The sequence below is a fragment of the Pseudomonas sp. ADAK2 genome (assembly GCF_012935755.1).
In the GTDB taxonomy this organism is placed as follows: domain Bacteria; phylum Pseudomonadota; class Gammaproteobacteria; order Pseudomonadales; family Pseudomonadaceae; genus Aquipseudomonas.
This window is the reverse complement of record NZ_CP052862.1, coordinates 1833110-1847734: the sequence shown is the minus strand read 5'-3', so window position 1 is coordinate 1847734 and position 14625 is coordinate 1833110. Positions and strand designations below refer to the sequence as shown.

At 60.8% G+C, this 14625-nt stretch carries 13 protein-coding genes; 8 read left to right on the top strand and 5 right to left on the bottom strand.

Translation table 11 applies throughout. The features are described from left to right. The first annotated feature begins 28 nt into the window (after nt 1-28). The 7 genes from HKK52_RS08515 (at nt 29) to HKK52_RS08485 (ending at nt 9631) form a co-directional block, all read left to right on the top strand. Nucleotides 29-223 carry a DUF6124 family protein gene (locus tag HKK52_RS08515; protein WP_429515873.1) on the top strand — a complete coding sequence of 65 codons (195 nt, stop codon included), beginning with the start codon at nt 29-31 and terminating at the stop codon, nt 221-223. 277 nt (nt 224-500) lie between these two features. Next, entirely contained in the window at nt 501-1949 is a 1449-nt protein-coding gene (locus tag HKK52_RS08510) for a sensor histidine kinase (RefSeq protein WP_169370445.1), read from the top strand. Nucleotides 1950-2132: 183 nt separating this feature from the next. Beyond that, nucleotides 2133-4940 (top strand): multicopper oxidase domain-containing protein, encoded by a 2808-nt coding sequence (locus HKK52_RS08505; protein WP_169370444.1) that lies wholly within the window; start codon nt 2133-2135, stop codon nt 4938-4940. After that, complete coding sequence (locus HKK52_RS08500) at nt 4937-5977, top strand: SCO family protein (RefSeq protein ID WP_169370443.1); 1041 nt, start codon at nt 4937-4939, stop codon at nt 5975-5977. Before HKK52_RS08505 ends, HKK52_RS08500 begins: the two co-directional genes overlap by 4 nt. Before the next feature lie 103 nt (nt 5978-6080). Beyond that, on the top strand, nt 6081-7574 hold the full coding sequence (locus HKK52_RS08495; RefSeq protein ID WP_169370442.1) for a sensor histidine kinase: 1494 nt from the start codon (nt 6081-6083) through the stop codon (nt 7572-7574). Continuing rightward, the gene (locus tag HKK52_RS08490; RefSeq protein ID WP_169370441.1) at nt 7543-8967 is read left to right on the top strand and encodes a sigma-54-dependent transcriptional regulator; all 1425 of its coding nucleotides are present in this window, start codon (nt 7543-7545) and stop codon (nt 8965-8967) included. Before HKK52_RS08495 ends, HKK52_RS08490 begins: the two co-directional genes overlap by 32 nt. A gap of 121 nt (nt 8968-9088) precedes the next feature. Further along, entirely contained in the window at nt 9089-9631 is a 543-nt protein-coding gene (locus tag HKK52_RS08485; RefSeq protein ID WP_169370440.1) for a hypothetical protein, read from the top strand. 3 nt (nt 9632-9634) lie between these two features. Here HKK52_RS08485 and HKK52_RS08480 read toward each other — a convergent pair whose 3' ends face one another. Continuing rightward, a complete protein-coding gene (locus HKK52_RS08480; protein WP_169370439.1) occupies nt 9635-10012 on the bottom strand; it encodes a hypothetical protein in 378 nt (125 codons plus the stop codon). A gap of 177 nt (nt 10013-10189) precedes the next feature. On the opposite strand from HKK52_RS08480, the gene HKK52_RS08475 reads away from it, so the two are divergent. Then, nucleotides 10190-10996, top strand: a complete 807-nt coding sequence (locus tag HKK52_RS08475; RefSeq protein WP_169370438.1) for a class I SAM-dependent methyltransferase — start codon at nt 10190-10192, stop codon at nt 10994-10996. An 86-nt stretch (nt 10997-11082) separates the two neighbouring features. Here the strand turns inward: HKK52_RS08475 and HKK52_RS08470 are convergent, their stop codons facing one another. The 4 genes from HKK52_RS08470 to HKK52_RS08455 form a co-directional block, all read right to left on the bottom strand. Then, nucleotides 11083-11781, bottom strand: a complete 699-nt coding sequence (locus tag HKK52_RS08470) for an N-acetyltransferase (protein WP_169370437.1) — start codon at nt 11779-11781, stop codon at nt 11083-11085. A 115-nt stretch (nt 11782-11896) separates the two neighbouring features. Then, the gene (locus HKK52_RS08465) at nt 11897-12688 is read right to left on the bottom strand and encodes a ChbG/HpnK family deacetylase (protein ID WP_169370436.1); all 792 of its coding nucleotides are present in this window, start codon (nt 12686-12688) and stop codon (nt 11897-11899) included. After that, nucleotides 12660-13865 (bottom strand): GNAT family N-acetyltransferase, encoded by a 1206-nt coding sequence (locus HKK52_RS08460; RefSeq protein WP_169370435.1) that lies wholly within the window; start codon nt 13863-13865, stop codon nt 12660-12662. The genes HKK52_RS08465 and HKK52_RS08460 overlap by 29 nt, the downstream gene beginning before the upstream one ends. A 4-nt stretch (nt 13866-13869) precedes the next feature. After that, nucleotides 13870-14559, bottom strand: coding sequence for an N-acetyltransferase (locus tag HKK52_RS08455; protein ID WP_169370434.1), 690 nt, complete (start codon nt 14557-14559; stop codon nt 13870-13872). Between the last annotated feature and the right edge of the window lie 66 nt (nt 14560-14625).

Sequence of the window (14625 nt, the reverse complement as noted above, 5' to 3'; positions counted from 1 at the left end):
AGCGAGAAGGGTTGGCACCTTCTTCACCATCGACGCAGCGGTGGATGACGAAACGTTGCTGGTCGAGGTCTACGAATCGATATCAACGGCCCGCAAGATGGTCAACGATTTCGTCGAGCTGACGGACGGCCCGCGACGCCATACGATGCTGGTGTTGCATCGGTCGCTCGTGATGGGTGAGTTAGCGGTCAATCGGATACTGGATAACCACAAGCCCGGCTAATCGCTGGACCCTGTAGGAACGAAGCCTGCTCGCGAAGGCGTCAGGTCTGACACACCGCGTTATCGTTCTTCGCGGGCAAGCCTCGCTCCTACACACAAAAATCGGGCCCAACACCTGTAGGAGCAAAGCTTGCTCGCGAAGGCGTCGGACCTGACACACCTCGTCATTGTTCATTGGTGGGGGCCGCCCCAGCATTTCCTTAGCTTGCTTGCATTGGGTCAAACCCCAAACACTGGGCTATACCCCCTCTATAGGGGAATCGCCTGGATCATCGCCAATGAACATGCATGCACCAACGCACCGGCCTGAGGAAGGCGACATTCGCTTGAGCTCGCGCAAGCAGCCGTTCAATCTGCTGCGCTGGTTTTCGCTGATCAGCATGGCGGTGATTGCCACCGTGGCGGTGGCGCTGGGGGCGGTGTCTACGCAGTTTGTAATTACCGAAAGCGTGCAGCGCGATGCATTGCTGACCGCGCAATTCATTCAGGCGATTGCCTCGGCCGAGGTGCGCCACGTCTCGATCCCGAATGTGCGGACCATGGGCGAACTGGTCGACCCGCGCCAGGACAAGGACTTTCCCGATGTCGACCCGGCGGCCCGCGCCAATGCCCGGGACGAATTCCTCGACCACATCGCCAACTTGCCGGACGTGATCCTGGCCAACGTCTATGCCCCTGATCGCACGGTGATCTGGTCCACTAACCCGGCACTGATCAACACCAGGATTCACGCCGACGAAGACCTGGACCACGCCTTTGAATTCAAGGTCCCGGTCTCGGCCAGTTATCACGACATTGACGAGGCGCGGATGGAGCAGAAATTCGTCGTGCCCCCGGACTTTATCTTTATCGAAAACTACATCCCGCTGTTCGATGCCGACGGCAAGAACGTCACGGCGATGGTCGAGATCTACAAGGAACCCAAGGACCTGATCAGCCGCATCGAGCGCGGTCTGGCGCTGATCTGGCTGGCCACGGCGCTGGGTGGCGGGTTGATTTACCTGGGCTTGTACTGGATCGTGCGCCGAGCGGCGATCCTGCTGGCGCAACAACAAAAACAACTGATCACCAACGAAACCTTTGTCGCCCTCGGCGAGATGTCCTCGGCCGTCGCCCACAGCCTGCGCAATCCATTGGCGACCATCCGTTCCAGTGCCGAGCTGGCCCTGGAGTTCGACAACGGCCCGGCGCACAAGAACATCCACGACATCATCGGCCAGGTCGATCGCATGTCGAAGTGGGTCCGCGAGTTGCTGCAATCCTTGCGCCCGCTCAACGACGATCCCGAACCGGTGAACCTGGTGGCGGCGATCCATGACAGCCTCACCGCGTTCGAGCAGCAAATTGCCAAGGCGAAGGTTCAGGTGGTGTTCAATCCGCGACAGACACCGATGGTCCTCAGCCAGCAGGTGCAACTGACGCAGATCCTCAACAGCCTGATGGCCAACGCCCTGGAAGCCATGGACAAGGGCGGTACGCTGACCGTCACTCTGGAACCGACCGATGCCCGGGGCATGTGCGTGGTGGTGAGCGATACCGGCAAAGGCATGAGCGAAGAACAGCGCAAGATGGCCTTCCGGCCGTTCTTCACCACCAAGCAGGGCGGGCTTGGCGTCGGGCTGGTGCTGGTCAAGCGCATCATGGAGCGTTTTGGTGGTGCGGTGGCTCTGGGCAGTCGGGAAGGCGAGGGCACGTGCGTGCGTCTGTCGTTCAAGCTGATCCCCTGAAAACGGGGATGAACTTTCCCCGTTAGCGGGTGTCATGGCCCAGTCGTTTTGTCAGGATTGGTGGGAAGGTTTTGTAACGTATTGTTTTAAAAGGTATTAGTTCTTTGGCGTTAGGTCGTGTGAAGTCTGGCGAGCTAATTGCAAAACCCCATTACCCCCTTCACGATTTCGAGGCGGCTGGTGATGGATACAAAAGCGCGGCACCCCTGCAAGTGGTTCGGCCTGTTGCCCCCCCTGAGTATCCTTCTGGCGATGACGCTGGGCACCACAACCGTGCGCGCCAGCCAGATTGACGATGAGCGCCAGCCCGAGCCTTCCGATCCTTCGGCCTACTACGACGAGCCGGCAGATGAGCCGGCCGCCCTGAACGCCATTCTGACCATGCCCGATGCCAACGAAGATTCCTTCGACTTGCCCGATGGTGTCAAAGGCAGCCGTGACGACACGCGCAAGGAAAACATCCTGCCGCCGACGGTGCAGACCAGTTTCAACTACCCCACCAATGGCAAGCCGAGCCCGTTGTTCGGCGCCCAGCCATTCACCCAGCAACTGGTGCTGTTCGAAGAGTTCGGCCCGGAAAAACTCGACCCCACCACACCCGCCGCGCCGCTGGGCTTTCCACCGGCCGCCGTGGGGCCGTTGCCCCAGCAGGACCCGACCAACGCAGCGCGCAGTGCGCCGCCGAGCGCCGCCCTCGACGCCTTTTTGCGCCAACCGGGGCTGACGCCGTTCCCCAGCCAGTTCTCCAACGTGGTGGACCGCAACCCGTGGCAGGCGCAGATCGAAGTGTTCCTCAACCGCCATATCGGCTCGTCGGCGGAAGGTCGTCCACCAGGAAAGGGCTGGTCGCACCAGCGCTGGAACGAGTTCTACCCGCAAGTGGCCTACAAAACCGTGCAAACCGGGGCGCGGCTCAACAGTGGTTGGCGTGACGCGCGGCAGATGCACGGTTATGCCGTGGGTGAATTCGGCCCCGGTGGCCTTTATCACAACGTCGCCGGGGTGCCGGCCACCGATGGCACCGCCAAAGGTGTCGACCCGCGCTTCCACCCGAACATGCCGGTGCAGAACCACAACTCGGTGTGGACTTTCGACGGCACCTTGCCGCCCAAACTGTTGATGGTGCGGTACGGCCAACCGGTGTTGATGCGCCACTACAACGGCTTGCCGATCGACCCGTCGGCGAACATGGGGTTCGGCCTGCACACCATCAGTACCCACGAACACAACGGCCACGCGCCAGCGGAAAGCGACGGCTATGCCAACGCGTTCTTTTTCCCCGGCCAGTATTACGACTATCGCTGGCCGATCCAGTTGGCCGGTTACGACAGCATCAACACCAAGGCTGAAGACCCGCGTGCAGCGTTTCCGTGCGCGCCGGGTGAAACCCTGTGGACCAACGACCTGAGCCCCAGCCGCAAGACCTGCGACCACGGCACGATCAAGATCCGCGGCGACTGGCGCGAAACCATGAGCACCCACTGGTTCCACGACCACATGCTCGATTTCACCGCGCAGAACGTCTACAAGGGCAACGCGGCGATGATGAACTACTACAGCGCTCTGGACCGTGGCAACGAATCGGTGAACGACGGCGTCAACCTGCGTTTGCCCAGCGGCAGCGCCTTGCCGTGGGGTAACCGCGACTACGACGTCAACCTGGTGTTCGCCGACAAGGCCTGGGATCAGACCGGTCAGTTGTGGTTCAACCCGTTCAATACCGACGGCTTCCTCGGTGACCAGGTGCTGGTCAACTGGCAGTGGAAACCGACCCTGGACGTGCGCGCCCGCAGCTATCGCTTCCGCATCCTCAATGGCTCGGTGTCGCGCTACTTCAAGTTCGCCATCGTCCGCGAAGTGAAGGGCAACAGTGGCGAATTCCAAGGGCCGAAAAACTCCGGTGTGTCCTATGCCCGTGTGCCGTTCCATATGATTGCCAACGACGGCAACATCATGGAACACACCGTTCCCTTCGACGGCACCATGGACCTCGACGCCGATGGCGATAAAAAGAACCACTTCGCGATCCTGCCCACCCAGGGCATCGCCGAGCGTTTTGACATCATCGTCAACTTCGCGAAAAACGGCATCAAGCCTGGGGACAAAGTGTTCGTGGTCAACCTGCAGGAACACGACGACGGCAAGGGCCCGAAAGACGTGATCAACCTGGCCGACGTGCTGTCGGAGAAATACCTGGCGGTGATCAAGCAATCGAGCAAAGGCCCGCAGTGGGACAAGGGTGATCCGGGCGTGGGCAAAGTCTTGCAGCTCAACGTCAAGGCTTACACCGGCCAGGACCTGGCCATGGACCCGGCGGCGTACGAACCGGCCAAACCGGGCAAAGCCGAAGGCATGGTGATGATCCCGCTGAAGATTCACCGCGACAACGCCGCCGACAAAGTGCTGCTGTCCCAGGCCCGTCACCGCACCTTCACCTTCGGCCGTTCCGACGGCACCGATGAAGCGCCGTGGACGGTCAAGACCGATGGCGGCTTCGGCTTCCACATGGACCCTCGGCGCTTGAACACGGCAACCCAGTTGAAAACCGGTCCGACCGATGCAGGTGTCAGTGGTTTCGGCACACTGGAAGTGTGGAACATCAAGGCGGGCGGCAAGGGCTGGAGCCACCCGGTGCACGTGCACTTCGAGGAAGGGATCATCCTCAGTCGCGGCGGCAAGACACCACCGGAATGGGAAAAATGGGCACGCAAAGACGTGTACCGCATCGGTTCGGAAAACGATGGCCTGGACAGCGTCGAGATGGCGATCAACTTCCGCGAATTCGCCGGGACCTACATGGAGCACTGTCACAACACCCAGCATGAAGACAACTCGATGCTGCTGCGCTGGGACATTGAGAAACCCGGGCAATTCCAGTTGATGCCGACTCCGCTGCCCAGCTGGGACGGGGTGCGTTACGTCAACTCGGCCGCGCTGCCAACCTTCCGCAATGGCGATGGCTTCGGCCCGCAAGTGCAGGTCAAGAAATGAACCGCCGGGTAGCCGACAAGCCGTTGTACACGCCGCGCTCCCGGGCGCTGGGCATGCACCTGATTCTGGTGTTGGTCACCTGTTTGCTGGCCAGTCAGGTGCTGCTCGCCCATGAACTGTCGCCGAGCGAGTCGGCGACACCCTGGGGCGGCGATTACTTCCCCAACACTCTGCTGACCGATCAGGACGGTCGGCAGGTGCGTTTCTTCGATGACTTGATCAAGGACAAGGTAGTGGTGATCAATTTCATATTTACTTCGTGCAGCGACTCCTGCCCGCTGGAAACCGCGCGCCTGCGTCAGGTGCAGAAGTTGCTGGGGGACCGGGTCGGCCAGGACATCTTCTTCTACTCCATCAGCATTGATCCGCTCAGCGACACGCCGGAGGTGCTGAAAGCTTACGCACAACGCTTCAAGGTCGGGCCGGGCTGGAAGTTTCTGACCGGTGAATTCGAAGCGGTCACCGATCTGCGAAAAAAACTCGGCTTGTTCATCGAAGGCGTCGACAACGGCCGCAGCAAGGATCACAACCTGAGCCTGATCGTCGGTAACCAGGCCAGTGGCCGCTGGATGAAGGCTTCACCGTTCGAGAACCCGTGGATCCTCGCCGATCAACTGGCCAACACCTTGCAGAACTGGAAACAGCCCAGCATTGAACAAAGCTACGCCAACGCCCCGGAGATTCGCCCGCCGAGCAACGGCGAAGAACTGTTTCGCACCCGTTGCGCCTCGTGCCACAGCCTGGGGCCGCAAGACGGGCAGGGCATTGGCATGCGCAGCATCGGCCCGGACCTGATCGGCGTGACCCGGCAACGGGAACCGGCCTGGCTCAACCGCTGGATTCGCGAACCAGACCGGATGCTCGCCGAAAAAGACCCGATCGCCGTGGAGCTTTATCAGCGTTTCGACAAGGTACCGATGCCCAACCTGCGCCTGGATGAGAACTCCGCGCAGTCGATCATCGATTTTTTGCAGGAAGAAACCGACCGCCAACAACCCCTGGCAGAGCAGGCACCAGAGGTGTCGCAGATGAACTAGCGGCTAAATAACATCATTGCCCCGTCGACCACGATCAATGCCACCTACACTCATCGTGACAACGGCTGAAAAAGGCTTGAGGCAAGCATCCAGGGACATTCCCATGCAGCTATCAGAACAACAAAAAGTACCTGCGCCGGCTCTGCCGACAGCAGAGCGCAAGGGCTGGGGCGGTCAGTTCAATCTGCTGCGCTGGTTTTCCCTGGCCAGTTTTTTCATCATCGGCGCCGTGGCGTTGGGCCTGGGCTACATTTCCACGCGTTTCGTGGTCACCGAAAGCATCGAGCGCGATGCCTTGTTGACCGCGCAGTTCATCCAGGCCATCGGCGATGCCGAAATTCGCCATGCCTCGATCAACCCCAACAGAACCATGGGCGAGATGCTCGATCCACGCCATGACAATGCCTATTCCGATGTGGACCCGGCGGCACGTGCCGCTGCGCGCACCGAATTCCTCGATCATGTGGAGCACCTGCCGGATACCCTGTTGGCCACCGTTTTTGCCCTGGACCGCACGGTAACCTGGTCGACCAACCCTGAAATGATCGGCATGCGCTTCGCTGACGACGAAGAACTGGATGAGTCCTTTGAAATGAAGGTGCCCGTGTCCTCCAGCTACCACGAGATCGATGAGGAGCGCCCCGAGCAAATGCTGTTGCGCAAGCCGCAATTGCTGTTCATCGAGAACTACATCCCGATGTTCAACGCCGACAAAAGCAAAGTGATCGCCATGGTGGAGATCTACAAGGAACCGGCGGACCTGGTGGAACGTATCCAGCGCGGCTTCAAGTCGATCTGGATCGCGACCTTGCTCGGCGGTGCGGCGATTTACCTGGCGTTGTTCTGGATCGTGCGCCGGGCCGCGAAGCTGCTGCAAAGCCAGCAGAAACAATTGATCAGCAACGAGACCTTCGTCGCCCTCGGGGAAATGTCCTCGGCAGTCGCACACAGCTTGCGCAACCCGCTGGCGACCATCCGCTCCAGCGCCGAACTGGCCCAGGAAGTGGCGAGCCAGGGCGCGCAGAAGAACATTGGCGACATCATCAATCAGGTCGATCGCATGTCCCGCTGGGTCCGCGAGTTGCTGGTGTCATTGCGGCCGATGAACGACGACAGTGAGTCGGTGGACCTGGTGCTGGCCATCGACGACACCCTGAGCGCCTTCGACCCACTGATCAAACGCTCGAACGTGGAGGTGCGGTTTACCCCGCAGAGCCTCCCGCCGGTGGTCAGCCAGCCCGTGCTGCTCACCCAGATTCTCAACAGCCTGTTCGCCAATGCCCTGGAAGCCATGCCCAAGGGCGGCGTGCTGAGCGTCGATATCGAAACACCCAAGCCTGGGCAGTTGCGCATGATCCTGACCGATACCGGCAAGGGCATGACCAAACAGCAGCAACAAATGGTCTTCAAACCGTTTTTCACCACCAAGCAGGGCGGTTTGGGCGTCGGCCTGGCTTTGGTCAAACGAATAATGGAACGCTTCCAGGGCTCGGTCGAACTGACCAGCCAGGAGCAGGAAGGAACCCGCGTTTGTCTCAACTTTAAAGTGGCAACGGGAGGGGACTATGGAGCACAGCATATTGCTGGTCGAGGATGATGAGCTCCTCGCCGAGAACATTCAGACCTACCTGGAGCGCAAAGACTTCGAGGTGACGGTCTGCCACTCGGCTGAGGACGCACTGGAGCAACTGGGCACTTTTGTCCCGGACGTGGTGCTGACTGACAATTCGCTGCCGGGCATGAGCGGGCACGACCTGATCCAGAAGCTGCGCATCAGCGCGCCGGATCTGAAAGTGATCATGATGACCGGTTACGGCAATGTCGAAGACGCCGTGGTGGCGATGAAAGAGGGCGCGTTCCACTACGTCACCAAACCGGTGGCGCTGCCGGAACTCAAGCTGCTGCTGGACAAGGCCCTGGCCACCGACCGCATGGAACGCACGCTGTCGTTCTACCAGGAACGCGAGGCGCAGAAATCCGGGGTGCAGGCGTTGATCGGTGAATCGGCGCCGATGCACTACCTCAAAGACACCATCGGCCAGTTGCTCGACGCCGAACGGCGCATGGCCAACACCGACCTGCCGCCGGTGCTGGTGGAAGGCGAAACCGGCACCGGCAAGGAACTGGTGGCCCGGGCGCTGCATTTCGACGGCCCACGGGCCAAAGGCCCGTTTATTGAATTCAACTGCGCCTCGATTCCCTCCAACCTGGTTGAATCGGAACTGTTCGGCCACGAGAAAGGCGCCTTCACCGACGCCAAGGATCGCCGGGTCGGGCTGGTGGAAGCCGCCGATGGCGGGACGCTGTTTCTCGATGAAGTCGGCGAGATGGACCTGTTGCTCCAGGCCAAACTGCTGAAGTTGCTGGAAGACCGGACCATTCGCCGGGTCGGTTCGGTGAAGGAACGCAAAGTCGATCTGCGGGTGATCAGCGCCACCAACTGCAACCTCGAACAAATGGTCCAGCAGGGCAAGTTTCGCCGCGACCTGTTCTTTCGCCTGCGGATTATCTCGATCAAGGTGCCACGCCTGCACGCCCGCGGTGCCGATGTGTTGCTGCTGGCCCGGCATTTCCTGGCGATCCACGGCAAACGCTATGGCAAGCCGCACTTGTATTTCAGCGATCAGGCCGAGGAGTTGCTGCTCAGCTACACCTGGCCGGGCAACGTGCGCGAGTTGCGCAACATGCTGGAGCAAACCGTGTTGCTGGCTCAGAACGAATCCATTGCCGCGCATCAATTGAACGTCTGCCAGAGCCTGGTGGATGAACCGTTTGTCTTGCCGGAAACGCACTACATCGAACCCCGGCAACACAACCACGTCGAATCGATGAACCTGCCGGAAGTCGAGCGCGACATGGTGCGCAAGATGCTCGACAAGACCGACTGGAATGTCACCAAGTCGGCGCGTCTGCTGGGTTTGAGCCGGGACATGTTGCGTTACCGGATTGAAAAACTGGGTTTGGCGCGCCCGGACAAGCGTCAGTGGTAGGTGTCGCGACGGACTGATGGTCGGTTGTTTGTCAGAGGACGACGAGAGGTGGGTCAGCTCGGTGGAAAATCCACGGAGGCTGTGCCTAACTGATTTTTCCCCTTTGATGGAGAGGCGGGCTATGCGGCATAGAGGGACGCAATACTGGCTCTGGAGCAACAGGCAATTACACGGTCGCAATCACGAAGAGGTCTTGCCGGACGGTACGCAGATCGACATTCAGGCCCGGTTCAATCGCGAGCAGATGACCCAGGTGTTCATCGGGGTGTATGCCGTCGATGGTGCACCGCTGGCGGAAGAATTTTATGACCGTGAGAGCCATCCCACCCTGGTGAAAGCGCTGGAATGGGGCTGCGCCCGCGCCCAGGCGATTCTCAACACGATGACGGCGTTCCGTGCGCCCCATCGCATTCAACTGACGTTGGGGGTGGTGCTGGATGATCCTTGCGCCTTGGCCCTGCGTCACATGGAAATGTCCGACGAAGAAGCCCTGCGGCTCAAGCGTCAGGATGCCTGGGACGAATACCTGAAAGCCAAGCAAGCGGTGCTGGAGATGATGCGCGCCGATAAAGTCGACAGCGAGATCTGGGAGCGCCAGAAGCGTCGCCTGCGGGACGCCATCGATCGCCGCGCGGCGCTGCGCCACACCTGGCCCTGCGACTGACGCTCAAGGCATCGCCTGGACCTGGCGGGTGAGGCAGGCCAGCAGGCACGACGGGTCGAGCACTTCGTCATTCACATAGATCCCGCGCTCGGGGTCGTAGGAGCGGATGAACACCCGCACATTGGCATCCGCCACGGTGGGCAACCGGGAGTCGTAGAACACATGTTCGCTGGCAATCGGGATGAAATCCTGGGGCGCGGTCGGGATGTACGCACGCGGCGGCACCGGGTTCAGCGTCGGCGGCGCCGGATGGGCGAAGGGCTGGTTGGGGCCGTAGTAGATCATTTCACTGCTGGAACTGTCGGTCTGCATGGGGCTGTCGTCCGCCAGTGCAGCGCTGGCGGCAGTCAGAACAGCTAAGAAGAACAGCGTGTGTTTCATGGCGACACCTGCGCAATCGGTTGTCCCGCATTTCCCCAAGGCTTTTAACTATAGCTGCCGTACGGCGACGCGTTCGCGGTGCCCGGATTACAAGATCGCAACAAAGCCTCGATGTGGTTTTCTCGGGGGCTGATCTAGACTCGTGCCGGTCAATAAAAACGAGATCTGGAGTGCGCAATGGACATGCCGACTAAACAACAAGCCGTCGCCAGCAACCGCGAGGCCTGGAACGATTCCGCAAGACACCACAAAGACAATCCTGAATGGCAGGTGCTGCTTGACGCCGTCAGCCGGCCTGACTTCAGTCGCATCGACGACACTTTGCGCGGTGTGCTGGAACAGGTGGGCGTCGAGGGCCGGGACCTGGTGCAACTGGGCTGCAACAACGGCCGTGAAAGTCTTTCGCTGTTCGCCTTGGGCGCGCGCAGTGTGGTGGGGGTTGATCAGTCCGCCGCGTTTCTTGAGCAGGCCCGGGAACTGGGGGCCCGTTCACCCCATGACGCCGAATTCATCGAAGCCGATATTCATCAACTGCCGGCGGAGCTTGAGGGGCGATTTGATGTGGCGCTGATCACCATCGGTGTCTTGAACTGGATGCCTGACATCGCCGAATTCTTCCGCCACGTTGCGCGCATTCTCAAGCCCGGTGGCGCGCTGGTGATCTACGAAACCCACCCGTTCCTGGAAATGCTCGACCCCGAAGCCGCCGACCCGTATCGCCTGCAGAGCTCGTACTTTCGCAGCGAACCGTTTGTGCAGCACCAGCCGATCGTCTACGAAGGCAAGGTCGAACAGCCAGCGGCGGCGTCCTACTGGTTCGCCCACACCCTCGGCGCCATCTTCACCGGCGCCATCGATGCCGGGTTGCAGATCAGCCACTTCAAGGAATACCCGCATTCCAACCGCGAAGAACTGTATGACCGCTATGAACAGCAAGTGGCGCAGTTGCCGTTGTGCTTTACGTGGGTGGCGGTGAAGTTGTAGGAGCAAAGCTTGCTCGCGAAGGCAATCTCAGGGACGCCATCGCGGGCAAGCCTTGCTCCTACAGATAAACGGCCCGCACTCGGTTTTCAGGCCCCAGCTGCCGCCTCTGTCACCACTGGCCGGCCCGGTTTGCGCAACGGGTCGAGGCGTGAGCCTGTGTAGCGGGTTTCGCGGAAGAAGCGCCAGCGGCCGCCGAACAGGCCGTAAACGTGGGCCACGCGACCCTGTTCGTGGTAGCCCATGCGAATGTGCAGCTTGAGCGCCGGGATGTTGTGGGTTTCGCAGACGTCCACCACCTTGTTGCAGCCCTGGGCGGCCATCGCTTCCCAGAGGGCGACTTGAACATCCACCGACAGGCTGGTACCGAAATAGGCCCGGATCATTTCACCGCCGAATTCGAAGAACTCCCCTGGTTTGACCGGGAACCAGCAGCCGTAATAGTGACGGTCGTGGTAGTCGCGGGTGCTGCCCCAGATGAACCCGACTGCATGGCCTTCATCGTCCAGGTACATGTGCCCGGTGTGACCTTCGGCGGCGAGTTCGGCCATGGTCCCGACGCGGTCGCCAAAGTGTTTGGTGAAGGCGATGGCGTTGTCCGGGGTGATGGTCACCTGACGCAAGCCGGAATAGGGCCGCAATTTGTGCGGCGGCACCGGGCTGACCAGGTCGCGCTCCATCCACAACAGCTCCCAGTGGAAGTACACGTAGCGTTTCCAGAAGGCCTTGAACAGGTTGCCCAGACCCTTTTGCCTGATGCGTTCGCGCAGCTTTTCGATGACGTTCATAAAGCCCTCCGTGGCCAAGGCCAGGGTGTTGTGGATGACGCTTTTGATGGGTATAGATCAAGGCCGGGACTTCATGTCAAAGCGCCAGCTTTGAATATGTTGCAACGTATGTAACTTATTCGAGTGCCGCTGTGCCGGCCTGTAAATCCCTGCTCACAACGGCGTAGGACACTCGCTCAACACCCGCAAGGCGCCGCTCTAGCACTTGGGTTAGCGACTCGCCGGGGTTCAGATACGCATCGCCGAAATCCGCTCCGAGCTGGTTCGGATGAGCGACGATTTCCAGCAGACCGTCGGTCGGCACGGGGGCGTTTCGAAGGTCTACGGGGGTGCAGACATAGTCCGCCGTTGCACCGGATAAATTCTGCAGGCGCCGGTTGAGCAAACTCTTGAACACGCGTTTGGGCAGGCTCAGGTTTTGCCCCAGATTCCGTGCCAGGCGCACCGCCACCCCTTGCCGTGCGGCAAAGCGCGCGACAATCTCGCCGATGGGCCAGATGTTGTGCACGTGCTGATGGGAATCGAGGTGGCTGGGCCGCACGCCGTTGTCCACGCAGCGTTGCCATTGCGCTTCGAGTTCGTCCATCACCGCTTCGCGGTCCAGGCGATTGAGCCAGAGGGTGTGGCGGGGCAGGTTGAGGTCGAACTCGCCCTGGCTGTCGCAGAACGTCGAGCGTTCGAGAATGCCCTGGCTCAGTGGTCGACCATAGGTGAGGTTGAAGTGCAGGCCGATCCGTCCCTTGAGCAGTGGATGCTGGGCCATCTGGCACGCGGCTTCGAACGCCGGCATGTTGGCCATGGCCGTGGCGGAACTGATGACCCCGGCCTGGAAGGCGCCGAGGATCACCGCGTTTTCGCACGGGCTGAGGCCGAAGTCGTCAGCGTTGACTATGACTTGGTGCGGCATGTTCGCCCTCCGTGGTTTTTTCAGTAGGCGCCGGGCCTTTGGTCACCGGCACAGGTGCCGTGACTGCGGCTGCCGACCGTTTCGCCCGCCATTTTTGCAAGGCCGGTTTCAGCCGTTGCCACACACGCAACGCCAACCCCAGCGCGAGACCACTGGGGCGCCAGGAATAGAAACTCCAGCGCCAGTGTTCCAGTTGCCCGGTCATGCGCTCGTGGAGTTGATGACTGGAGTTTTCCAGGCTGACCCGCGAGGCGTCGATCCAGCGCCAATTGTCGTCCAGGCCCCAGCGAATCCACTCTTCGAGCAGCACCCGGCCGCTGCCGAGGTCGGCGTATTGCGGCAGGAACGCCAGGTTGTAGTCGTACAGCCGACCCTGTTCCAGCAAGCCGAGGCGATAGCTGATGCAGCGCCCCTCCAGCTCCAGCAGCACCACCCGTACCAGACCGCGGTCGGCGAGGGCGGTGAAGGCGCGGTCCATCCATTGTCGATGACGTTCGTCGGCGAAGATGCCGACGCCTTCATCGCCTTTCCAGCTCACCGCTTCGACTTCGCTGATGGCCTGCAGCAGCGGGCCCATGGTCGAGGCGTCCGGCGTAATACGCCGCACCTCGGCGCCACACGCGGCGATACGTTTGCGCGCGCGGCGCAGTTTGTAGCGCGGATCGCCCGAGACTTCCTGGCGATCCGTTTCGCTGATCAGGTGGACCGGCGCCTTGCAACTCAGGCGCCGTTCACCGGTGGAACTGTGGGCCATCCATACCGTCAGGGCACTTTCTTCGCCTGCGGGTTCGGACAGCTCGTTAAGTTGCAGCAAGGCATGGGGCAAATGACGACGGATCACGATCAGCGCCTTGCGGATGCTCTCGGCATCGAGGCAGGCGAGCAGCGCCAGGCGATCGGTCAGCGGGTAGCCGAGGTGATGCAACACCCGGAACGGCCAGCCGGCGATGCGTTCGCGCGTCGCCACCAACGGCAGGCACAGCGCCAGTTCATCACCCTGCCAGCCGAGCAGCACGTGCAGGCGTTCGCCGTCCTTGAGCGCCTGTTCCGCAGCGCCCAGCCAGGCCAGGGTGTTGAACGGTGTGTGGTCCGTCACTCGCAGGCGCAGTGCTTCATAAGCCACTGCCGGAAAGTCCGGAGCGCACAGTGAAGTGCGCCATTCGAATCGCGTCGCCATCAGGTCAGGTCGCCTCTGCTGCAACAGGGGCCCGCGTCGGTTTGCGCAAGGCATCCAGACGTGAACCGCTGTAGCGGGTTTCTCGGTAGAAACGCCAGCGACCAAACAGCTCGTAGACGTTCATGATGCGTCCTTGCTCGTTGTACCCCATGCGAATGTGCAGCTTGAGCGCCGGGATATTGTGGAATTCACAGACATCCACCACTTTATTGCAGCCTTGGTCGGCCATGGCTTTCCACAGGTCCAGTTGCAGGTCCACCGAAAGCGTGGTGCCCCAGTAGGCACGGGTCAGTTCGCCACCGAATTCGAAGAACTCGCCAGGCTTCACCGGAAACCAGCACCCGTAATAGTGTTTGTCGTGGTAGTTGCGCGCCGCGCCCCAGATGAATGCCACCGCGTCACCTTTATCATCCAGGTGCATTTGGCCGGTGTAACCCTCGCGGGCCAGCTCGGCCATGGTTCCCACGCGGTCGCCGAAGTAACGAGCGAAGGCGCTGGCGTTGTCGGGGGTGATGTTGACGACCCGCAGCGGCGGATAAGGTCTGAGTTTGTGCGGTGGTACCGGGCTGACCAGATCGCGCTCCATCCACAGCAGTTCCTGGTGGGAATACACGTAATGCTTCCATACCTTGTTGACGGTGGCGCGCAGGCCTTTTTGTCTGATGTGTTCGCTGAGTTTCTTCAAAATACTCATGTTATTAACTCCTGACGGGATCGGCCGTGAGTGGAGTAATACAACGCGCGGCGATAAGCCTGCGCG

What these genes read in the sequence shown, in the direction of transcription:
- HKK52_RS08510 (WP_169370445.1), top strand. Translation starts at nt 501, where the DNA reads ATGAACATGCATGCACCAACGCACCGGCCTGAGGAAGGCGACATTCGC.
- HKK52_RS08505 (WP_169370444.1), top strand. Translation starts at nt 2,133, where the DNA reads ATGGATACAAAAGCGCGGCACCCCTGCAAGTGGTTCGGCCTGTTGCCC.
- HKK52_RS08500 (WP_169370443.1), top strand. Translation starts at nt 4,937, where the DNA reads ATGAACCGCCGGGTAGCCGACAAGCCGTTGTACACGCCGCGCTCCCGG.
- HKK52_RS08495 (WP_169370442.1), top strand. Translation starts at nt 6,081, where the DNA reads ATGCAGCTATCAGAACAACAAAAAGTACCTGCGCCGGCTCTGCCGACA.
- HKK52_RS08490 (WP_169370441.1), top strand. Translation starts at nt 7,543, where the DNA reads ATGGAGCACAGCATATTGCTGGTCGAGGATGATGAGCTCCTCGCCGAG.
- HKK52_RS08485 (WP_169370440.1), top strand. Translation starts at nt 9,089, where the DNA reads ATGCGGCATAGAGGGACGCAATACTGGCTCTGGAGCAACAGGCAATTA.
- HKK52_RS08480 (WP_169370439.1), bottom strand. Translation starts at nt 10,012, where the DNA reads ATGAAACACACGCTGTTCTTCTTAGCTGTTCTGACTGCCGCCAGCGCT.
- HKK52_RS08475 (WP_169370438.1), top strand. Translation starts at nt 10,190, where the DNA reads ATGGACATGCCGACTAAACAACAAGCCGTCGCCAGCAACCGCGAGGCC.
- HKK52_RS08470 (WP_169370437.1), bottom strand. Translation starts at nt 11,781, where the DNA reads ATGAACGTCATCGAAAAGCTGCGCGAACGCATCAGGCAAAAGGGTCTG.
- HKK52_RS08465 (WP_169370436.1), bottom strand. Translation starts at nt 12,688, where the DNA reads ATGCCGCACCAAGTCATAGTCAACGCTGACGACTTCGGCCTCAGCCCG.
- HKK52_RS08460 (WP_169370435.1), bottom strand. Translation starts at nt 13,865, where the DNA reads ATGGCGACGCGATTCGAATGGCGCACTTCACTGTGCGCTCCGGACTTT.
- HKK52_RS08455 (WP_169370434.1), bottom strand. Translation starts at nt 14,559, where the DNA reads ATGAGTATTTTGAAGAAACTCAGCGAACACATCAGACAAAAAGGCCTG.